This window comes from uncultured Amphritea sp., assembly GCF_937127095.1.
Classification (GTDB): Bacteria; Pseudomonadota; Gammaproteobacteria; order Pseudomonadales; family Balneatricaceae; genus Amphritea.
Genome location: NZ_CAKZLP010000035.1, coordinates 55,203 through 74,901 on the forward strand (window position 1 = coordinate 55,203; position 19,699 = coordinate 74,901).

General features: G+C 48.1%; 36 protein-coding genes. 1 reads left to right on the plus strand and 35 read right to left on the minus strand.

What is annotated here, in order from left to right; translation table 11 throughout:
• Window positions 1-113 precede the first annotated feature (113 nt).
• From Q0499_RS08545 to Q0499_RS08660, 24 genes are all read right to left on the minus strand, one after another.
• On the minus strand, window positions 114-464 hold the full coding sequence (locus Q0499_RS08545) for a hypothetical protein (RefSeq protein WP_299198262.1): 351 nt from the start codon (window positions 462-464) through the stop codon (window positions 114-116).
• Complete coding sequence (locus tag Q0499_RS08550) at window positions 427-669, minus strand: hypothetical protein (RefSeq protein ID WP_299198264.1); 243 nt, start codon at window positions 667-669, stop codon at window positions 427-429. The genes Q0499_RS08545 and Q0499_RS08550 overlap by 38 nt, the downstream gene beginning before the upstream one ends.
• A gap of 380 nt (window positions 670-1,049) precedes the next feature.
• Entirely contained in the window at window positions 1,050-1,343 is a 294-nt protein-coding gene (locus Q0499_RS08555) for a hypothetical protein (protein ID WP_299198266.1), read from the minus strand.
• A gap of 364 nt (window positions 1,344-1,707) precedes the next feature.
• The gene (locus tag Q0499_RS08560) at window positions 1,708-1,959 is read right to left on the minus strand and encodes a hypothetical protein (protein ID WP_299198269.1); all 252 of its coding nucleotides are present in this window, start codon (window positions 1,957-1,959) and stop codon (window positions 1,708-1,710) included.
• The gene (locus Q0499_RS08565; RefSeq protein WP_299198271.1) at window positions 1,952-2,140 is read right to left on the minus strand and encodes a hypothetical protein; all 189 of its coding nucleotides are present in this window, start codon (window positions 2,138-2,140) and stop codon (window positions 1,952-1,954) included. The genes Q0499_RS08560 and Q0499_RS08565 overlap by 8 nt, the downstream gene beginning before the upstream one ends.
• Window positions 2,141-2,153: 13 nt before the next feature.
• Complete coding sequence (locus Q0499_RS08570; protein WP_299198273.1) at window positions 2,154-2,672, minus strand: NUMOD1 domain-containing DNA-binding protein; 519 nt, start codon at window positions 2,670-2,672, stop codon at window positions 2,154-2,156.
• A gap of 42 nt (window positions 2,673-2,714) precedes the next feature.
• Window positions 2,715-3,971 (minus strand): DNA-directed RNA polymerase, encoded by a 1,257-nt coding sequence (locus Q0499_RS08575; RefSeq protein ID WP_299198275.1) that lies wholly within the window; start codon window positions 3,969-3,971, stop codon window positions 2,715-2,717.
• Window positions 3,968-4,483 carry a hypothetical protein gene (locus tag Q0499_RS08580; protein ID WP_299198277.1) on the minus strand — a complete coding sequence of 172 codons (516 nt, stop codon included), beginning with the start codon at window positions 4,481-4,483 and terminating at the stop codon, window positions 3,968-3,970. Before Q0499_RS08580 ends, Q0499_RS08575 begins: the two co-directional genes overlap by 4 nt.
• Complete coding sequence (locus Q0499_RS08585) at window positions 4,480-4,824, minus strand: hypothetical protein (protein ID WP_299198279.1); 345 nt, start codon at window positions 4,822-4,824, stop codon at window positions 4,480-4,482. The genes Q0499_RS08580 and Q0499_RS08585 overlap by 4 nt, the downstream gene beginning before the upstream one ends.
• Window positions 4,821-5,315 carry a hypothetical protein gene (locus tag Q0499_RS08590; protein ID WP_299198282.1) on the minus strand — a complete coding sequence of 165 codons (495 nt, stop codon included), beginning with the start codon at window positions 5,313-5,315 and terminating at the stop codon, window positions 4,821-4,823. The genes Q0499_RS08585 and Q0499_RS08590 overlap by 4 nt, the downstream gene beginning before the upstream one ends.
• On the minus strand, window positions 5,312-5,527 hold the full coding sequence (locus Q0499_RS08595) for a hypothetical protein (RefSeq protein ID WP_299198284.1): 216 nt from the start codon (window positions 5,525-5,527) through the stop codon (window positions 5,312-5,314). Before Q0499_RS08595 ends, Q0499_RS08590 begins: the two co-directional genes overlap by 4 nt.
• A 3-nt stretch (window positions 5,528-5,530) precedes the next feature.
• Window positions 5,531-5,878, minus strand: a complete 348-nt coding sequence (locus tag Q0499_RS08600; protein ID WP_299198286.1) for a hypothetical protein — start codon at window positions 5,876-5,878, stop codon at window positions 5,531-5,533.
• Window positions 5,868-6,086 (minus strand): hypothetical protein, encoded by a 219-nt coding sequence (locus tag Q0499_RS08605; protein WP_299198288.1) that lies wholly within the window; start codon window positions 6,084-6,086, stop codon window positions 5,868-5,870. Before Q0499_RS08605 ends, Q0499_RS08600 begins: the two co-directional genes overlap by 11 nt.
• A gap of 180 nt (window positions 6,087-6,266) precedes the next feature.
• The gene (locus tag Q0499_RS08610; protein ID WP_299198290.1) at window positions 6,267-6,707 is read right to left on the minus strand and encodes a hypothetical protein; all 441 of its coding nucleotides are present in this window, start codon (window positions 6,705-6,707) and stop codon (window positions 6,267-6,269) included.
• A gap of 2 nt (window positions 6,708-6,709) precedes the next feature.
• Window positions 6,710-6,889, minus strand: a complete 180-nt coding sequence (locus Q0499_RS08615; RefSeq protein ID WP_299198291.1) for a hypothetical protein — start codon at window positions 6,887-6,889, stop codon at window positions 6,710-6,712.
• A 22-nt stretch (window positions 6,890-6,911) separates the two neighbouring features.
• Window positions 6,912-7,550, minus strand: a complete 639-nt coding sequence (locus Q0499_RS08620) for a hypothetical protein (RefSeq protein WP_299198293.1) — start codon at window positions 7,548-7,550, stop codon at window positions 6,912-6,914.
• 15 nt (window positions 7,551-7,565) lie between these two features.
• Window positions 7,566-8,534: a hypothetical protein gene (locus Q0499_RS08625; protein WP_299198296.1), complete on the minus strand. Its 969-nt coding sequence runs from the start codon at window positions 8,532-8,534 to the stop codon at window positions 7,566-7,568.
• 114 nt (window positions 8,535-8,648) lie between these two features.
• Window positions 8,649-8,852 (minus strand): hypothetical protein, encoded by a 204-nt coding sequence (locus Q0499_RS08630; protein WP_299198298.1) that lies wholly within the window; start codon window positions 8,850-8,852, stop codon window positions 8,649-8,651.
• An 89-nt stretch (window positions 8,853-8,941) separates the two neighbouring features.
• A complete protein-coding gene (locus tag Q0499_RS08635; protein WP_299198300.1) occupies window positions 8,942-9,586 on the minus strand; it encodes a hypothetical protein in 645 nt (214 codons plus the stop codon).
• A 50-nt stretch (window positions 9,587-9,636) separates the two neighbouring features.
• A complete protein-coding gene (locus tag Q0499_RS08640) occupies window positions 9,637-9,972 on the minus strand; it encodes a hypothetical protein (protein ID WP_299198302.1) in 336 nt (111 codons plus the stop codon).
• A gap of 154 nt (window positions 9,973-10,126) precedes the next feature.
• Window positions 10,127-10,486 (minus strand): hypothetical protein, encoded by a 360-nt coding sequence (locus tag Q0499_RS08645; RefSeq protein WP_299198304.1) that lies wholly within the window; start codon window positions 10,484-10,486, stop codon window positions 10,127-10,129.
• A 215-nt stretch (window positions 10,487-10,701) separates the two neighbouring features.
• Window positions 10,702-11,040 (minus strand): hypothetical protein, encoded by a 339-nt coding sequence (locus Q0499_RS08650; protein ID WP_299198306.1) that lies wholly within the window; start codon window positions 11,038-11,040, stop codon window positions 10,702-10,704.
• 4 nt (window positions 11,041-11,044) lie between these two features.
• The gene (locus Q0499_RS08655) at window positions 11,045-11,251 is read right to left on the minus strand and encodes a hypothetical protein (RefSeq protein ID WP_299198308.1); all 207 of its coding nucleotides are present in this window, start codon (window positions 11,249-11,251) and stop codon (window positions 11,045-11,047) included.
• Window positions 11,252-11,652: 401 nt separating this feature from the next.
• Complete coding sequence (locus Q0499_RS08660; protein ID WP_299198311.1) at window positions 11,653-11,856, minus strand: hypothetical protein; 204 nt, start codon at window positions 11,854-11,856, stop codon at window positions 11,653-11,655.
• Between the two features lie 238 nt (window positions 11,857-12,094).
• Here Q0499_RS08660 and Q0499_RS08665 point away from each other — a divergent pair, with 238 nt between their 5' ends.
• On the plus strand, window positions 12,095-12,235 hold the full coding sequence (locus Q0499_RS08665; protein ID WP_299198313.1) for a hypothetical protein: 141 nt from the start codon (window positions 12,095-12,097) through the stop codon (window positions 12,233-12,235).
• Between the two features lie 445 nt (window positions 12,236-12,680).
• Here Q0499_RS08665 and Q0499_RS08670 read toward each other — a convergent pair whose 3' ends face one another.
• From Q0499_RS08670 to Q0499_RS08720, 11 genes are all read right to left on the minus strand, one after another.
• Complete coding sequence (locus Q0499_RS08670; RefSeq protein ID WP_299198315.1) at window positions 12,681-13,103, minus strand: hypothetical protein; 423 nt, start codon at window positions 13,101-13,103, stop codon at window positions 12,681-12,683.
• Between the two features lie 738 nt (window positions 13,104-13,841).
• On the minus strand, window positions 13,842-14,078 hold the full coding sequence (locus Q0499_RS08675; RefSeq protein ID WP_299198317.1) for a hypothetical protein: 237 nt from the start codon (window positions 14,076-14,078) through the stop codon (window positions 13,842-13,844).
• Window positions 14,079-14,096: 18 nt separating this feature from the next.
• A complete protein-coding gene (locus Q0499_RS08680) occupies window positions 14,097-14,471 on the minus strand; it encodes a hypothetical protein (protein WP_299198318.1) in 375 nt (124 codons plus the stop codon).
• Window positions 14,472-14,587: 116 nt separating this feature from the next.
• On the minus strand, window positions 14,588-15,142 hold the full coding sequence (locus Q0499_RS08685; RefSeq protein WP_299198319.1) for a hypothetical protein: 555 nt from the start codon (window positions 15,140-15,142) through the stop codon (window positions 14,588-14,590).
• Window positions 15,143-15,152: 10 nt separating this feature from the next.
• On the minus strand, window positions 15,153-15,740 hold the full coding sequence (locus tag Q0499_RS08690; RefSeq protein WP_299198321.1) for a hypothetical protein: 588 nt from the start codon (window positions 15,738-15,740) through the stop codon (window positions 15,153-15,155).
• A gap of 2 nt (window positions 15,741-15,742) precedes the next feature.
• Entirely contained in the window at window positions 15,743-15,919 is a 177-nt protein-coding gene (locus tag Q0499_RS08695; RefSeq protein WP_299198323.1) for a hypothetical protein, read from the minus strand.
• Window positions 15,919-16,137 carry a hypothetical protein gene (locus Q0499_RS08700; protein WP_299198326.1) on the minus strand — a complete coding sequence of 73 codons (219 nt, stop codon included), beginning with the start codon at window positions 16,135-16,137 and terminating at the stop codon, window positions 15,919-15,921. The genes Q0499_RS08695 and Q0499_RS08700 overlap by 1 nt, the downstream gene beginning before the upstream one ends.
• Before the next feature lie 169 nt (window positions 16,138-16,306).
• Complete coding sequence (locus Q0499_RS08705; protein WP_299198328.1) at window positions 16,307-16,594, minus strand: DUF6447 family protein; 288 nt, start codon at window positions 16,592-16,594, stop codon at window positions 16,307-16,309.
• A gap of 13 nt (window positions 16,595-16,607) precedes the next feature.
• Entirely contained in the window at window positions 16,608-17,081 is a 474-nt protein-coding gene (locus Q0499_RS08710) for a hypothetical protein (RefSeq protein WP_299198330.1), read from the minus strand.
• 12 nt (window positions 17,082-17,093) lie between these two features.
• Window positions 17,094-17,573, minus strand: a complete 480-nt coding sequence (locus tag Q0499_RS08715) for a hypothetical protein (protein ID WP_299198332.1) — start codon at window positions 17,571-17,573, stop codon at window positions 17,094-17,096.
• Window positions 17,573-19,699, minus strand: a 2,127-nt coding sequence (locus Q0499_RS08720; protein ID WP_299198334.1) for a tail fiber domain-containing protein, incomplete at its 5' end; no start/stop codon positions are given. The genes Q0499_RS08720 and Q0499_RS08715, both read right to left, overlap by 1 nt.

Genomic DNA, 19,699 nt, shown 5'->3' on the forward strand with positions numbered 1-19,699 from the left:
CTCTTCTAACGTATGTCGATTAGACAGCGCGTTAGGCCAACCTCGAGCCCAATCTACGACCATTATGAAGATGCCGAGAGAGGCCCAGAACTGGACTACTTCAAGAAGCCACATCACTTTTTGCGAGTGCGCTTTTTGGTGGTCACTTCTTCTGTTGGTTCTGGTAGAGCAGTGCTGATTTTCGTCGATGCGTCTTCTTCACCAGCATCTGGGTGGTCTTCAATGACCACGCGCCCTGTAGGGCTATAGACGAACGTCTCTTGCCCGCCGAGATCCCAGTCGACCACGTTTACGCCTGCCTTGGAGGTGCCGTGTCGACGGAGTCCGACAAAGCCGGACCCCATCTTCGCAAATACCTCACCTCGTCGCAGGTAAGCTTCATGTTGGGATTGGATGCCACCCTTATTCAGGATGACAACTGAATTCTCAATGTGCTGAAACGTCAGCTCCGCTGTCTTGGACATTGTCTTGGGTCTCTTCAGTTACGGCATCGCCGTCAATAAGACGGTAGCCTGGTTGGTTTTTTGCGTAGTATCCCGCGGCGCCTTTGATTGGCAGCTCACTCATACCCGCAAAAACAAAGCCCTCGAGTTCGCCGTTCAGCTGTTCGCCGAAATGCTTAATTTCTTTGGCTTCTTCGTTGATGTAATAGAACCGTGGTTCGGACATTGGGAGATCTCCGTTTCTGAATGAGTGGAGATACTATCTTTGTCCTGGCCATTAGGCAAGGCTCCGGCTTCGCCGGGCCTTGCCTAAGGCCGTAAATTCTTGTGAATGAACATCATAAATCTGATGATCACCCCCACAAAACAGACGACAATCAGTACTGCTGCTATTTCATGTATCATTGAACTTTGATCCTCTTGGGATTGTGTTTTCGTTTTTGTTTGACGTTCCTGGCTTTCTTATTATTCGAGGTCAGATGCCAGTTACCGCAGATGTTACAGTTATAGGTACTCAACCCCGTTGCGTTATGGCGAATAGCCATCTCGGCAGTTTCCTCAGTAAGAAACGTACGTTTCCTTTTGCACTTACGTCGAACCATTGCGTCATGTGCTTTTAATCGTGACAACCCAGCGACCCTCCTCATTTTTATGGAGTCGACCTTCGGCGTGGGCCACTCCCCTCTCCATTGTCTTTTTCTGGCAATAGAAGTTAGGAGAATACCATATGGCAGGGCTGATGTTGATGTACTGCTCAAAAGAAAGTCCGTTGATGTGCGCCAGAGCACGCACTGCAGCTTCATTCAGAGGGTAATTAATAGCTGCAGCTGTATAACCGCAGTTCCGGAAATCTTCTTCAGTCGCCTGCGGACGAGTTTTCATTTTCAGACACACGTTCACGGTGAATTCCTTCCTCTCCGTAGATGCGAATGATATCTCCGTCAGATTTATTCTCACGGTGTTTGATCCATATGGCGCAGAGCGCACATAAAGAATGCCCCCTGTCCTGGTTCCACCATTGCTGGTATTTCTTTTCCATTGGCTCCCCGCAACAAGTGCACGTCATGAATGTCGGGTTTTTTGCCATCACTTTTCCCTTTCCAGAGTGAGTCGCATTTTGACGACTTTGTGTTTGTCCTGGAATGCCAGGTGATTAAAATCTCTGGCTTCCTGTCGGGTTTTGAATGAGCAAAGCTGTCCCATGAAGGATACGAAAACAGGGCCATCACGGCCCTGTCCCAGTAATCCCCACAAGAGAAAGCTTCTATTTGGTTGGGTTGGATCCAGCATTAGCAAGAAGCTCCGCATAAGTGTCGAGACAGCGACGTACCTGAGGTGCGTTTAGCTCAGAGCATTTCGCATGGCATATGAAAAAGTCTGCATCCTCAGTAGCAACACAGAGTTTCGCGGTAAGATCCGCGATTTTCATTTGATCCTTTTCAGATTGTTCACCGGCCCACCAGAAGAAGGCATATGCTAAAATCAGAAGGATCAACCATCCAATACCTTCACCCATCGGTTTGCCCCACACGTCTACCAGCAGCAAAAGCTGCTTCGAGCAGATCTACGCCTTCAGTAAACCGTTCAGCGTCTTTTCCGCATACCCGATAATAAAAATGGGTCAGAAGGGGCAGTTTGGTGTTTGGATCTTCAGCGGTATAGCACCACTTCTCGAATTCACTAAGTTTTTCATTCATGTTTAACTCCTAGCTATTTGTAGCGCCAACGACTGCCGCCAGCAGTGCGTCTCTTTTTAATAGCGCGTTGGATGTTGGAAGCACTGCAGGCAGTGCCACATACTTCTCGTGCAGCTGCACGGATTGAGTGGAATTCCTTGATGTCATTGCCATCAAGATCCATTTGAATAACCGGATGCATCGCTTGATTTTGGTTTGGCGCATTGCGCTTTACCTCTTCAACGTACTTTATCCGGTTATCCCGATAGGTCATGACCTGAATGTTTGAAAACGAATAGGTTTTGTTATTGTCAATTCTATCCACCCCCGGGATGTCATCCTTCAACCGTCCATTGTTTAGCCAATGGGTGTAAAGGCGCTGAAAAAGAGCGTCTTGGGTTATCCAGTCAACAAACTCATCTCGAGTGTATTGAGGTGGGCTTTGCCCTCTCTTCTTGGCATTTGATTTTTGATGACGATAAAGCGTTCTTGCGAAGCGCTCAGGGGTGGAATGGTGGTATTTGAAAATCCACTCTGCAGAATTCTTTTTCATACTAACTACATAGCTGACTTATTTTTTAAGTCTAGCCCATAATCAGGATAAAGCGTAATCCGCATTAAGGATTGAATCAGCGATATTGCCGATTTTCTTGAGTTCTTGGCGACGCCCAGTGATCTGAGTAGCAATGTCGCCAAGAATGTTTGATGCGCAGAGATCCCGCATAATGCGATTGTACTGCCGACGTAGATCGTTTCCGTAATTCGGATGAACCCGGAAGCAATCATGGATCGCCAAAACAGGGAAAGGATCCACTGGAAGTGTCTGGATCATATCCATCACAGCGTGAGCTGAGACGATGTTGACGTTTTTCTCGTCAATCAGGTCGAGGACCCGAGCAGAGAGAAAGCCAGAAGTCAGATACCGTTCCCAAAGAGCTCTCAATTCTTTGTCTTTCTTCCGACCATGGCCTGAAGCAGACTTACGACGCTCACGTCGTTTGATCGCAATGTTGCAAGCGTTTTCGACTTCACGAATGCGCTTAGGATTGTGATAGCACCGACGCACCATCTCTCTGACGATCATCCCATCGATCGAGTGAACGATATTCGGAGAGAGTGACAGGCCCTTAGGTGTGCCTTTGGCTTGCTTTGTGAACACTTCCACTGGTTCCCCAAAGAGTTGGATTTCGTTGATCATGTTTTCTTCGACAGCCATTGAGACTTCAAAGCCATCCGGAACCACCCACTCATGTTCGGTAGCCCAAGATTGCCACAGACCCTTGAGTGCAAGGTTCAATGACCATGCACCCGGGATCTCAGTCTCCATGATATAGTAGAAGAGCTTCAAAGCATCTGATCCTTCACCGAACAGCTGCCGTGGCATAGCCACGGAGCCATAGAGTGAAGTCATAATGGCTTGTTTGAGATCTGGCCGGCCGGCAGAGAGATTGAAGTCTGCCTGGTTTTGCATATCCCCAAAGAGGGACGTATAAGCGTCTTCACGCTTACCTGTGTTGATCATTCCACAACGGCGGGCAGATTTTTCACAGTTTGCAAGTATTGCCAGTATCTGTAAGCCTGATGAGCAGGCATCGAGGGAGATCGCATAACCGGTGGGATTTCCGTCGAGAGTATCCCGATACGCTTGCAATCCGCTAAAGTATAAGGCGGGATCATCAGCGCTTTCGATGAGGTCGACCAGATTGCCTGCGGCCTCTTGCTGATCAAACCAACGAATGCGGTCTTCGAAATTGAGCTTTTCGAGGTCCTGTCCATTATGGTCTCCATAGTTAGAAGCGATATCGATCTTGAGATAATCAAGAGCGGAGTATTCTGTGAATGTGAATGTCATGTACGGCGTGCCTTTCCGTTGAACTGCTCTTTCGGCAGATAATAAGTGTGAAGAGTTTGAATCCAGAGATCAAAATACCGGATAAGCATGTCAGCCCGAGCATGGGTGAATGCATGATATTTCATGAAATCTGATCGATTTTGGACTTTGTCTGCAAGCAGCAACCAAGCGCAAGCTTCAGACATTGGTCCAAGATGTTTAAAGAGATATGTCCTGGATCCCCGATAGGTAATATCATCGGTTTCAGGACGGCATAGGTATGCCGTAGCAAATTTCATCATCTCAGCTGCCAAGATATACGAATGCTTTCTTTCATAGGTGAACCCTTTGGTCTCTACTAAAGGATGAAGGCAGAAAGCTTGATGCTCTATGTCAGGACGTTGCCATCCGACAAGAAGACGACAGCCTTCCCTAATATGCTCCATTTTGTGTCGGCCGGAGCGGTCAGCATACTCACCACGATAATGATCAGTGATGAGTTTATACTCAGCCGTTTTGTGCCATAATGTCATATGTGTACCTTAAAACGTTGGATGTTTGACTTGAGAAGAAGAGGAATACGCTCAATAGCGTTTTCCAAGTTTACCCGTTCACAGGGTATGAAGTCACGATACATCAGATCTCTATAGTAGAGGGCGAACTGGGCTTCTTCGAAGATTTCTTCGAGTTTATCTCGTTTGAGAATTGGGTATTTACGTCTGTTATGCGGTCGAATAGTGAAAGCTTCGACAGCAAAATACAGGCCATCTTTGGCCGGTTTCCCACATACAGACACTTGCCAGACATTGGAGTGCTTATCCTTGTCTTGCAGGAAGCTGAACATATTGGGCATGGATCCATGGTAGATCTTCATGTCTTATAGCTGGCGATCTCATAGAGCTGCTGCGCCAGGCGCTCAGTCTCTGCAGTCACGTAATCCCAGTCTCGATAGACGTAACCATGGACAGCGAATTGAAGACTAACCGGTGAAAGATCCCCGGAGTGTCCGCAGTCAAATCCATAGACATGTTGTCCTTTGACCTCTTGGCTAAAGGTTATGCCGCCATGGGCATTCAACAGTCTTTCCGGCGATACCGTCACCAATGGTGTAGGCGTTTTGTGCCAGATGAATTTAGGTTTTGTGGGTGGCCAATCATCTTCGAGAGCAATTTCTTTATAAATTGCCTCTGGGATTATAATGTCATCACTATAATCGATACCGTGAAACGGGTGATCTTCGGGCAGAGTGACATAGCCGCAAAGATACTTTTGGGTTGGGTGTCGAAGGATCTGACACGCATACCCGGAAGCGTCATGAAGCCAGATTACGTCATCTGGTTCATTCTCCCATGGCTTTGAAATCATTGAATTTCTCCTAATTTTCCAAATTCAGTTAATAGATCGAGCTCAATCTCGAGCTGTTTGCCGAGAGCTTCCTGAGTTACATCCACAGATGTCCGTTGACGAGCAGTCAGAGTATGGCCGATCTGCGTCATAAGGGCATAGTAGATGACTTTGATTTCTTCAGGGGAGAGCTGGATCCGCGAATAGGCTTTACCTTTCTGAATAGTTCTCATCACTCACCTCGCTGTTTTGGCGGATAGGGCGGTGAGTATCTCATCCGCCATAAACTCCGCCTTCGACATGGTGTCAGGCGGATAGGACAGGATTGCAGAAACGATCTTGTTCTTCAGTTCCACACGTTCCCGCACGTCCCCACCCACTGGCGCAGGCTCTAGGGCGGCGAGGATAGCGTCTGCGGCGTCCATGTAGTGATCCTGAAAAGGGCCGTTCACATCCCGATGTTCACCATCGAACATCCCGCGCTCTTTAAGCCAATGTTGCTTATCCCGGTGCACTTTGTCGAAAGGTGGACCAATACTTTCCGCTATTACCCGCGCAATGGTTTCTCTGGTGTTATTGGCCATTAGTGTTTTCCTTCATTTGTTCGGCCATACCAAGAATAGCATTACCAACTTTGGTCGCTTCATCTTTGGTTAGGTAGATAATTTGATTACCAGACTGTTGATTTTCAGCTCCAGGGCGAAGGTCTCGAACCTTGACTAGGAGCTCCGGAAAAGCTTTTTCTGCTGATACGCAGATTCGGCTTTTATTATTCTCATAGACGTATCTCATGAGTTAATTGTCCCTTTGTGAGTGAACCGGATACAGAAGCGTAGAGCCTCAGCCATGGAGGTGTTCATCTCCAAGGCTAAGTCATGAAGCTTACGTCTGTCTTCTGCTTCGAACATCGCCCCGAACGGGCGATATCCTTTGTAATCGAATCCTTCCTTGGCTCGAATGACCTTACGGCCATCACTCGCCACGGGCTTGCTTCCTACGGAGTGCCTTGATGTGGGATGAATCCTGATCAGTGATCATCAGGTTATATATATCCATCTGGTGAGAGTCGCTTAGATCGAATTTCCATCCAAGGCGGCCGCCTCCCCAGTATAGACAAGCTTCCTGGTTCTTATGGCAGCGGACTGCAACGGTGTATGCCGGCGTCATTGCGGCGCCGCCCATTCCACCATATCCGAGAGCTGTGCTACTCCAGAGTTCTGGGAACATACGAACTTCAATATCATCGTATCGAGGTCGACGCTCTGCCATTTCAACGGCTTCTGGATCATCAAGAGGAATGCCTGCTTTCTTCATGTCGGGCGTCCAGCGTTGATAGCGGATCGGTGAAAGATCCTGGTACAGAGCTGCACCGAGAGCTTCGGTGAGAGTTTTCGATGGATGTTCAATTTGCATGATTAGTCCTCCATTGGGTCAAGGTATTCAAGGATTTGATTACGGAGCTCTTCCGAGGTTCCATAATCCCTTTCGACCAATTGCTTGGCGAATGCTTTAATGAAATCTCGAGCACCATAAGGGTGCTCCTCTGTCCATTCTATAAAACGATTAACTACGCTTTCAGGGTTCGTTCTATTCATGGATTAACTCCTTATTAGCGAATTACCGGTGTGGTAATTTATGTTGTTTGATGTAAGCAGCACGAGCATCTCGAGCCTCCTCAGGTGTGTCGAAGACCCCTAAGTGTGTTCTGACGCCTTTGACGCAGATGTTCGCTTGCCATTTTTTATTTGCTCGACTGACTCCAATATATTTATTGGCGCCAGTCCGACGTTTGCGGCGATTAGCTGCTTGATGGCATCGATCAACCCAAATGCAATTTTTGGGTTCATAATTACTATCTGTGCCCTTCCGCTCTAAAGTGAGCTGGTCAGAATATCCGTTGGCATCAGCCCATGTTTTGAATTTGAGTGGATCTTTCCAATCCTCGCAGACTTTAATGCCACGGCCCCCGTAATAGGAATAATCTGGTCTATTGGACCGATAACAGCGACCCATCATATTCTGCCAGACATTGAATATGTGTGTTCTGGACAAGCCGTGGGTCACATCTTTTGATTTGTTGTAGCACCCGCAAGACGTGGTCTTATTGTGCTTCAGCGCGTTGTATTGGATGTCTTTGATAGTTCCACAATCACACCGACATCTAAACGTGCGTTTAGAGCCGATGCGATCTGTTTCCGCAATTACGGTGAGCATATTGAACTTGGTCCCAACAGGCACATTATCGGGTTTTGGCATCGTAGCCTCCTTGATTTAAGTGCCCCTTATATGCTCTTTTTGGTAAAACTCAATACACGCCTTGTTCCAAGACGTGCCTTGATAATTGACGTGGTATCCTTGGCAGTAGGTTCTGCCGCGGCGATCATATTTGTGGGTAAGCCAGAATCTGTCCCGGATCCCCATTAGAGCGTGCATGACATCCTTGGAGGACTGATCATACTTTTCAAAGGCTTTCCGGCGCAGCTCAAATTGGGCTGGTGTTTCACCTGGCTTGCGTCGATCGATATGCTTCCACTCGTTGTCGATGAGCTCTGCCGTCTGCATGTTGAGTGTCAGAGGGATGGAGTTCATACGGTTCAAGTGGTCAAGACAGACGTCAGCCTGCTCGTAGAGCGGAGCCTGCCGGCCAGCTTTCAAGACAACGAGACCTCGGCCTGTTTCACGTGAAACATATCCATTTTGAGTGTTGGATCTCAGCACTTTGGGCTGAACCACCATTGGTAGAGGATATTGATATCGATCGAGCTCCTGGCGAGTGATGTGATCAATATCCAATCTGATAATGAACATCTGCTGGTTCATGGAATAATCGACCAGATCAGCATCGACACACTCTTCCAGAGCGTGGGCACATTCTTGCATGGCAACGTGCTTGCCAGCGTCAGTGAGGAACTCTTTATAGAGGATCCCAATGAGCGCATCTGGTGTAGCACGTTTCATCATAGCCATGGTGGCACAAAGCTCGATGCAGAACTTGGGGGTGACAGATTCTGACATCCCTTTGCTCTTTACGAAGTCGATGAATTCGGGAGATCCGAACCAATCTCTGAGCCGTGGCTTGAGTTGATTTTTGTCGAAGAGTTTCTCGAGTTCTGTCTCTGCTTCATGGAATGGAGCGTCGTCGAGACGAGACTGATCGAGGGCTTGGTAAGCTACATTTTGTCTGGTCACGAACTCAGGTTTTGTACCCTGGGTAGGTGAAGAGAATAGTCCTTGCGACATGGTATTATCCTCTTACTGGATCTTTATAGGATAAAGACCAGCATTTTTAGGTTTTAGGGGTGATTTGCGAAAAAGGGCTCTTTTGGCCCTTTTTAGGTTTTAGATGAGTTAAATCTAAGTCAAATCGGAAAGACGTCCGACTATAATCTTAGCGAGAGCTAACAAATTATCTTCGTTTCCCTCGTTGAATGTCTCATCCATGAGTTCGGTTGCGAGGTTTTCAATATGATCCTCAGTCCAAAGTTTGTCTGCAATGATGCAGGCAACTTCATTATCGCTAAAAGCAGTGACTGGTACACTGATTGTTACTTCTGACATGGTTCATTCCTTAAACTATCTTCAGTCGGCAATCCGCCGCCCCACCCAAAGGGTGGGAGCGGCGGTTGCCTCGGGGCTTAGAGTTCAGCTTAGTTGCCGAACAGTTTCCGCAAGCGATCGCTCTCGGACGCGACAATGTCCTGGGCTTCCGCAGCTGCGGCGGCGTGATCGGTTTCCTCACGGTGGAGTTGAAGGTAAATGCCCTTCTTGAGCTTGAGCTCGCCCGACTCTTTGTCGACAGGAGTTCCCTGCGGTGAGTAGAACTTGCTTTCGCCAAGCTCGAGGGTATTGGCATCAGCATTCAACATTTCAACGAACGCATTGTTGATTGCGTTGACGCGGTTGAAATCCTCATTGGAGGTTGTCACATCGCGATTAGCGTTGAATGCTTTCAGCGGCCGTCCGGTCAGGATCCGGATTGGCTCAGCACCGTCGGAGTCGACGAGCATGGTGTTTACCCAAAAGTCGATTGGCTCTTTGGGCTTCTTGTCATTCCCTGAACTTGCGGCCTGAGCTCGCGTTGTTGGTTCAGAGAAGCGTGTTGTTTCAGTACGTGCCATTGTCTCAATTTCCTTATTCTGAGATTTAGTGGTGGATTTAACGATTTTACGGAGTTTGCCATCACGGACTTTGTTCTTGGCTGTAGTCTCGACATTTCGAGCAGCAATTCGAACGGCTTCCGAAAGAACTCGCTGTGCAGCGAATTTCATCATCTGCGTTTTAAAGTCTGCCATGAGCTACTCCGTGCTATCAGCAAGCCGGCACTGCCGGCTCACCAAAAAACTCAAATGACATCAGGGAGCTTCTGCTCCCATGCATTCAAGGTAGCTTGGGTATCATTGTCGAAATCGTTGAACTTGGAGTTCAACTCAATCGAGTTGTTACCAAAGTCGATCAGCGCTTGGCGCTGTTCTGTCTGGAGGTTCATCCGACGGACAACGTCTTTGGTTTCAGAGACCAGAGCTTTGGTCTCGGCGCTGCGAACAATCGACTTGTTGGCATTGGTGATCATGGTTCCAGCTGTCTTCACAGTGGTTGTGACAGGACGGAAGACCCGACCGATAGCTGAACCGACGACAAAGCCCACACCTGAACGGATAGCGACATTTGCAAGGGTCATATTCAATCTCCTGGATTGTTGGTTAAGACGCTTCCACTATGGAAACGCCGGGAAGCGGGCTTTGCCCGCGAGTGTATCCCTAAAAAGAAACCCCCGAGCACAGGGCTCGAGGGTCAAGGTAAGGGAGGATGCCCAGTCAAAGGGGATGACTGGACTAATGCCGAGTTGAGGGATTCGCCTCGGCTTTCCATCCTTGAGGCGCAGTGCGTATGCGGTCAAGGTTGGAACGGAGTTGAGCAGCTCTCTCTTGAGGAGTGAGCGGCTTGGATTCGGGATTAACGACTTTGCCGATGATCGACGTAGCCACTGAGGCGATGAAGCCTGACATGACGGCAACGAAGATCCCCAGAGTAGAGGTACCTGCGAATAGGAAGAACGCTGCGAATGAGCAGCCAATGTCGACTTTGGCTTTGTGCTTAGCAACACCTTTCCAGCCGATGAGCTTGGTAAGCAGGAACATGAAGCCTGCTACGGTGAATGCTGCCAGACCAGCAGCTGTGATGATGGTATCCATAATAATGGTCCTTTAATTGAGATTAGTTGATAATGGGCATAAAGAGGCCAGAGCCTTAATGATGGGTAACCACTCCCATCAGCTCTGACCTCCCCCATGATGCGCTACTCGAGTGAGCGCGCAGTTGACTTATTAGGTAGTTTATTCTCATACCTAGGAGTGCTGAATCCCTGTGCGGCGCATGGCTTAAAGCTGACTTACCGAGGGACTTGTATTTAGATCATCACTTTACACTCAAAGGCATAACCTTTGTTGGTTCCGATAAAGCGATTGTTGAACTCAATGACTTGAGCTCGAACGAGATGATCGAGTAAGCCTTCGTTCTTACCTTCATTGTCGATCCAGACGCATCCATCACTTGGAGGGAAGTCTATGAAGTTGGCAGTAGCGATCCAGAGTTGGATGTCTTTAGCCAGGTCCATGCCGACAAGAGCATCAGCACCATTACAGGAGTAAGTGGTTTTGATGAGCCTTGCAGGGCGTGCATGGAATTGAGTTGGAGGAATAATGATCGGGTTACACAGATCATAGTCGCGACGAGAATGTTGAGACATGGGTTTAAACTTTCATAACTGAGGTTTGAGGAATCAGATCATAAGTGAGACAGATACGGTCGAAGCGGGCTTCTTCCATGTCTGCTCCGCGAATGACTTGGCGACCCGTATCTGGGTCAATGTAGTAGGTTAGAGTTGGATAAGGGATGAACTCACAATCGTGGCCATCAGTAACGTAGTAGCCTTCAAGGCCAGTGTTTGGGTCAATCATGGGATTGGTCTTTCGTGGTTGAATAGAGCACAAGCGCTCAACAAGGCCGCTTTGCGGCCGCATAGTGTACATCTGTAGGAATTTACTCGGAATAAGTTCAAAGCCTCTCAGAGGGCTTTAAAATCAATCCTAAGGGTATATGCACAAATGTATGAGATGAATGGGTGGAATGATAAGAACTATACGTTTTAGGTATATGTTCGATTATCGTATGGATAGTGGTTAGGGTATGGTTGATGGATGTATGGGAGGAGAGTGTAGAGGTAGGCAGTACCCCTTAACCAGACCATCTCCGTGTACGCATGAACCCAACCATACTATCTTGGTTTCCCATAAAGATAAGCAAACAATCTTCGAGAGTGGGAATCCCGCCCCCCGAAGGGGACGGGTCCACGAGCGGCCTAGCTTGACGCTTGGCGAGGGAGCGTTGTCACGGTCTCAGTTTCGACGAGAGAAGCCTCGGTCTGGGTGAAGCGCTGCTTGCCTGCCTTGACTGCATCGGATGTTACTCCGGCTGCTTTCTTGACTGACTTGCGAACGTCCTCACGCATTCCAAGTGCGATTCCGCCTGCGGTGAGACCGGCTGCGATGATGATGTTGCTCATGGTATTAGGGTCCTTGGCCCTGCGGGCGCCGATGGTTGGTTGGGTAGTGGTCGGCACCTCATCAAGGGGGCTCTGCCCCCTAAGTGTATATACGTGTACCGGGGGGGTGCTTCGAAGAAGTACCTCCTCGATGTGTAAGGTACTGCCACGGCACTTCACTATGCCTATTTGCTTTTGAAAAAATATCGTGATTATCGCCCTAATGGGTCGTAATAATCATTTATGAAGGGTCAAACTCATGGACCTGTCCACATCGCTTACAGTCGACTTTATGGCAGCCCATACGCAGGACAGAGTGGATGCCTGTATAGTGTGGCTGGTTCCGGACGTTGCAGCCTTTCAGGCGGCATTCCCAGTTATCGCCGAAGTGCTTGATTAAGAGCTTATCAATCGCTTTCCGGAAGGACATGATCTTTCTCCATATATGCTACATGCGCGCGGGCGAGGTCGATGACACACCGTAGGCACTCGCATTTGTCTGGATGGACATCTGCAGTGCGTACTGGATTCTGTTTCTCGTAATCGTCGAAAATACGCTCTGGTGCGCCACCATTTCTGAAATAGTCAGCTAATGACCCACTATTAACGGAAATCATTTCGCCGCGGGCGTACGGGTTTCTCATCAGATAAACCCTTTCTCTAAGGCGAGCCACTCGGGCATAGAGAGCTCGATCTTCGATCCGCTTTTGTATTCGTAGCCTTCCAGCTGGGACGTAGGTACCCATACTGCTTGTTGGCGCTCTCCAGTGTCCGAGACATAGAAAGCCTTGTCGGTTTCGCCGTGTAGAAAACATAGTACCTCAACGATATCGGGTCCCATTGGATTATCCTTTCAAGAGTGAGTTGGTAGCCAGGTGTGGGCTTGCTGAAGTTCGGAAATCAGCCAGGTTGAGCTTCATCACATATGTGAAAGGCTCTTTTGGCTGAATGTCCCGGAGAATTCGCTGAGCAACCGCCTCTTCTTTGGTGTTGTAGAAGCGCATGATCCAAGTGGTGGGTTTTAGCTTATCGGCTACTACAGTTATGATGCCATAAAACTTTACATCCATAGACCGGGTGATTCGGCAATTGATTTTGATGAGATCGCCCTCTTCAAGCATCCATCTGGATTTGTGGCCTTTGATTCGGCCGCGAGCATATTTGAGGATCCAGTCTTCGTTGAATCCTGGTTCCGCCAGAAAACGGGTGAAACCGTTCTTTGGGACGTGAGATCTGAAATTGGTGTTGGCGGTATATCTTGGGGTCATCGCCTTACTCCTCTCTTAGAGTGCTTTGTGTTTTAAATGTCCCAGGTCTTTGGGTTCATGTTGGGGAAGATCCCTCATGGCTCGTGCATGAAGGGCTTCATCGAGATTATCGAAAAATCTGAATTGTCGATGCTTCGCGTCTCGAGAGATCTCTATAAATGCTGGCATCTTGTTATCGTCGTATGGAAGAACCAGACAAAAGATTCGGTATCGCCGAGCCTTCACTGTAAACTGGTGAATGTCCCCGGGGCGATATGCGAGGTTCTGGTCGAATCTCTTATTGAGCCTTTTGCGGAGAAACTTCTCTATTCGACCGGGCCGGCTGTATTGGAATTTAAGAGTTGAGTATCCTCGTTCCGCGGCGTCCGATGCTTTAACAGCCTCGTCATAGGTAAATGTACTTACTTGGGTCATCATACTTGAAATCCTCCGAACCCTCTGGCCAATTGTGAGTCTTGGCTCCTGGGCTTTTTCTTTGGTGGTTCTTCCAGCCCGCGCAAAACTCGTTGAGCTATGAGAGGTCCCGGATAGAGACACATACGATATCGATCAGCCACCTCACCTCCCTCGCATAGCTTGAGAGCGAAGAATTGATGAGGCGACTCCTCGACGTTTGGTGAATTGATGAAAACCGAGAAGATGGTGCCGGCAAGAAACTTCCACGAGTTGTCTACGCGCTGAACAGCGCGCATACACTCATCGTAGTCATACCATGGCTGCTCGTGCAGGTTTTCTACTTTATGCTGCTTGCTCGACATGATTACGGATTTCCCATTCTTTCATCACCCGACGGGCCTCAGCCTCGTTCTTGGGTGGCGATGTGAACAGCGCCCGTGAACCATCTTCAAAAGTCAGCCGTATCCAGCCTCGATCGCCTTTGCGATAAAGCAACACCTCGTAAGATGTTGGGTGAGCTGAATACTCATGAACCGTACGAACTCTAAATTCGCAGGCGATTTCTGGTTTAGTATGCATAGCCGCCTCCTTTGGTTACTAGAGACTATGAAGCGATAGGACGCCTTTAGCTGAATCTTCCGAATCTGTAAAACGATAGTTATCTTCTGGATTAGCGGAATTAACCCGGACCCGAACAGCCCAGATAGGATCCACTTGAATAAATCGATCGATTCGGCGGATGCTCCCCGTCCTCATTTGCTTGCAGTGATCGAGAAGTCTCTCGCTCGTTCTGCGGCCTTGATATGAGAAAAATACTTTTGGCTCTTCACGCTCAACAGCTTCTTTCGAAGCTTCGGCTTTGATCTCTTCGAGATGTGTTCTTTTCTGAATCAGGGATTGAATCAACAGATCGAGATGATCGATCGCGACCTGAGCCTCTGACGCAGTAAGGGCGTGAATATGTTGTGCCATGGTGGGAGATCCATGTAGTTTTGGGTTGTGGCAGCAGATCCCCGGGAGTCCCGGTTTTGTGAGGGCCGATCCCCCGGTTCACTGCTTGAAGCCACAGATTGTGACACGTTCCGGTATTAGAACGCTCGGAGTTTGTATCCGAGAACTGTCGCGTCGTCAAAGAAATCATGTTCGGTATGTTTGACGAAGACGCTCGCATTTGGGTTGAGCTTGTAGTTCACTTGGAGATCTAACTGAGGCTCCCAATTGTCTTTTTTCGCCTGGTAGCGATATTTGACATGCGAACTCACAGAAACCCGCGGCGTAAATTGGTAATCATTTTTGAGCCCGAACCGGACGCGCTTGCCGGCGCCGAAGGCGTCAGGCGACGCGTCAGCGGTGAGGGTTACAACTTTCATATCGAGCTCAACGCCTGCTTGGAAAGTAATCGACTCGTCATAAGATGGTTGTTCGCCTGGGCTGTCTTGGACATTCACAAAGAACCGAACTTGTTCGTGCCACTGGTAGCCGCCTTCAACAAAGAGAGAGTTCTCTCCATCTTCGCGGGCAACAGCCTGGACAAAGATATCAGTTTTTTGAGGTGCCCATTCGTGAGCCATTTCAATGATCGCAGCTGGTTCAGCCAGGACACCATCGCCAAACCCATCTTGCAGGGTAATGAAAAATTCCATCGTTCTCTCCTTAGAAACGCGGGCTATATAACATGGAGCCGGCAAGAAAGGAAATTACACCAGCTAACCAAATAGAGCCTGCAATGATTGTTCCTTTTGGGAACAAATTTTGTCTTTTTCCGACAGGCAAATCGTTTTCAATAGATCCCTCTACTTCTGGATCCGCGTGCAAGGCGTAGACCACTATACACATTAAGATAGACACGATTACGGAATTAGCAGCGCCGGAGTATTCGCTATAATTATAAGCTTGAGATGTGAACATGTGCTTTGTCCACCAGAAAAAACGATTCACACATACCATACCTACTAGGCCAGAGATGCCCATTGAAAGAATAGCAGTTCTGGTTCGTAATAGTTTAGCTGCAGACGATAAACTGTGAGTAACCTCTACGGCCCAAATTACCCGCCAAAGCACCATTATAAATGTGATGAATGAAACGAGCACTTCCATGCTGTATCCGCCGGCAGTTGCCCTGTTCCCTGAAATGTTAAAAGCAGGGGCGATGTTATCAAACAAGGCATGAATACTCCCGCCGGTAATAACTAAAACAGTCACTACGAAGAGGAACCAAACTCCAAAATTTAGGTACTTCATAATTAGGTATCTCCAAGAAGATCAGAAGCCCCTTTCAAAGGGCCAAATTTTTCCAGTGCTCGTTTCAGACGATCGGCTGCTTCTTGATTATCCTCAAGCGCCTTGTCTTTACGATCCTGCTCTTCTTGGGGCAACAGGGTTTTTTTGGTTCGTTTTTGTGCGAGCTTTTTCCAGAACATTAGGGCCCCCCATTAGTGAGGGCACCCGTAAGGTCATTTAGTGCAGATGTATTGTCGTTTAAAGCAGTTACGACTTTCTCAGTATCACCACGAGCTTCTTCGACACGTGTGTTCTGAACCTTAAAGAATTCTCTGGCCATAACACCAATGGTTCCTCCAAGGGTGGCGATAACGCCCAAAAACCAACTCAGTGGAATTGCTACATCACCGTCGCCCATGGTCGAACCTCTTAGCATCTGCCCGTGGCATTGTCACTTACATCAATTATGTAATACAAGATAGAGTAGTGTTACAAAAAAGGACCAAGACAAACGCCCTGGTCCTCTGATATGTTGAAGTCAAAGGGGATCCAGTATGAGAACTAAATCCGACACTCCGAGTCCAGATTCACTTCGCCTTCGCCGTCTTCCGCTTGCTAGCCGTGGCACGACGCGTAGTGCGGTTGCCCCCAGCTTCGCTAGTTTTCACCCGGGGCGTTGGGATCGGCTTAACCGACTTGATCGCAAGCTTTAGTTTGGCGCTTAATGTTTCTTGGGCGGCCTGAGCCAAACCAAGAGCAACCTGAGCTTCGTTCTGCTTCTGCGCGTTTGCCTGCATAAGGCCGAGAATGCCTTTCGCTTCATCAGGAAGCGATTCGATGGCATAGTCCTTGTCATCAATATTAATAGTCGACATTGGGAGTTCCTTCTTAGGTTAAAAGTATTATCGCAGCACCGGTAGCGCCAAATGTCAAACCTGCCAAGAGCTCAGCCACTGTAATGTGTCTGTATTGAGGTTTCCAGGGAAGAGCCCACATCGCGATTGTATAGCAGATCGGCATGGTCAGCATTAGAGACGCCGCCAACCAGGACTGGGTTGCAAGACCAATAATAATTGCCGGTACAGCTGAGATCATACCCATTACGACAAAGTCCCTTATGAACGAGTTTTCGTTCCGACCCATGTCGAGTGATTTTTGCCAACCGACGAGACGCCAGCCAAGCATTGCAACACCAAGCGATATTCCGGGGAGACCAAGGAAACACCAACTGAAAAATCCAATGAGAAAAGAGCCGCTATACCGATCGCCATCCTCCCAACCACTCCATTTGTTTCCGAGTGCGGTTATGACCGCTACGACAAGGATTGCCCACACGGGGTCCAGTTCAATGGGGATATTCATAATAATTCCTTTCTAAAGGCCGCCGCTCGAGCCGGTCACGTTGAATGAATCAATAAAGATACCATTGGAAAACACAGATACATCAGCATTGTAAGATCCGGCGAACCCATTTCCGCTAAACCTAATTACATCTCCAGCGGATACTGCAGTGCCTGAAGAAATATTGCTTCCGTTGCGGCTTGGGAAAACAACTGGCGACCCAGAATTTGTAAACACCGTCCAGCTAAGTGTACAGGATCCAATGATGGTCTCTTCGTCAAAATCACCATTATAAGTTAGATCTGCCCAGTTAAGGAGTAAATTTGGATCTTGATCTTGGGTATTAGGAAATTGGCTGAGATATGTCGTAGCGGGCGTTGTACCGACTGCAGCATTTGCAGTAATATCCGGCACATAAGGTCCACCACGGTACAGCTGGAAAAACGAATTACCAGCTGACATTCCAAATTCAGTCTGGATCTCTGATAAATAAGGTAATGCACCGACAGCCATTATGCAGCTTCCAGTTCACGAACACGAGCTTCTAGTTCTTGGATAGCCTTGGTCATAACAGCAACCATTTTGGCATATTTTAAGGACTTCATCCCTTTTGATGATTTGCTGCCTTTTCCATCATCTACAAATTCGGGCATGATTTCCTCAACCTCTTGGGCGATGAAACCAATCTCAATCGTGCCGTTAGCCTTCACAATATATTTCCGAGGACGAAGCTGAAGAAGCTCTTTTAAACCGTACGGGCTATCTTTGATTTTCTTCTTCGCCCTTCGGTCAGACATTTGACGAAGATCATTTACATACAAGGATGTACTATTCCAGTAACCACGTTGGGTACCACCCGTTGCAAAGTTCAGGTGGTCAGCTCCGTTTTGGTAAACGCCTGTATTAGTGTCATCTAAGAATGAGAACGCAGGAGCTGTCGCGGTGCCAGTACCCCCGTAATACTGACCAACAGTATAAATATTCCCAGCAAAAGATGCATATGGGTTTGTGGCACTAAGCCCAAGTTGCATAGGCCAACGACCATTTGAGTGAGATGTCCAGCCAGTTGTGCTTCCAGTTCCCCGTAAAACATAGAAAACACTGGAGTTGACGTGGATCATCGCACTGTCATGATCAATGTCTTGGAAGAACAGTGTTGGTGATGTGTTCTTTATGACCTGATTGCCCGTAAAGGTATTGTCACCAGCCAAACCAGGTACTGCTAAAGAAGACCGCATACCCGCTGCATCGTTCTTACGAACGAAATTATCATACGACGAGTAAAAGACTGTGTCACTGTACCGGCCGGCCTCGGAGTGGGTCATGTTGAAATACGTTGCAAAACCATACCGAGCAGTTGTGTCTCCGTTGCCATCTCGAAGCATAACTGTATTAGCCGTGGCAGCAGTATCTGTCGGAAGATTACCCTCGTGCCAAATACGATACCTATTAGCACCCATAGACCACCCTCCGACAGCAAAGTCGTTGATGTCTCCACATAATCCAAATTGAGCAGCATAATCTCCAGATACATGGAACGTTATTGCTGCGTCTGTACCAGCAGTATTCTGCATAACTTGCAAAGAACTGATAGCGGAGCCACCACCAATGATTGTTTCCCCATCAGTGGTATGGAATGTTTTTACGCCACCGCCGGCGGGGCCAAAAGTTTGTGTCCCATTTTGCAGAAGAGCATATGTTCCATTTACTGAAAGATTTGCGCCATTCAGCATATAATCAGTTCCGCTGTAATAAAGGTACTTACTTCCATCAGATCCAAAATATATAACACCGGTATTGTCGCCTCGATCTGCATAGACATCTTGAGCTACGATGGTACCATTTGTATCCATTCGACCAACACCAGTTCCCCAAAAAATCTGACCGACGCTGTTAATTGTCATAGCGGTCGAGAAGTTATTGGTCCCTGAAGCCTGTGGTAGGCCGATATTCAAAACAGTGCCTGACGCACTCATCCAAGTCATCCAAGACCCAGCACCATCGACCATTCGAATGCCGCCACCATAGGAGCCAGATGTTTCAATTGCAGCAATACCGGCCCCTGGGTTATAACCAGAGGGAGTAAGTTTGATACGCTCAATATCTGTAGATTTATCAAACAAGCGAGCAACACCAAGGCCGTCGATATTGAACACTCTTGAGTATTGAGCAGCCCCGCCTGTCCATCCGGAAGCAGCCTCAAAAATGATGCTGTCTGAGCCACCCCATCGAGTCATGACAGACAGGCCGTGATTTCCTGCACTGTCTTGTTGTTGGCTGATAATTTGTTTCCAAGTACCCGAAGGATAATAAGCTGCGTTAGAATCAGCTACTTTTAGCGATGAGCTAAATACCCAATCACCTGTGATCGTCTCATCATCCGCAAGGACAGCATCGCCGGTTCCGCCACCAGTAGGTTTGTTAATCAGATTATTATAATCCAGGTAGTAGGATCCTTCATAGCCATCCAAAAGATCTGCATGAAGGCCCGTACCGGCGCCGTCGACGGTGAGCAGTTTAGTCAGAACGTCCGCGGCCGTATAAGACGATGCAGCCAGGTATCCACCTGAAGCATGGTCGCCCCATCCAAAGGCAGTGTCCCAGTTCGCTTTGTTGGCTAGCTCAGTATCAATGTTTTG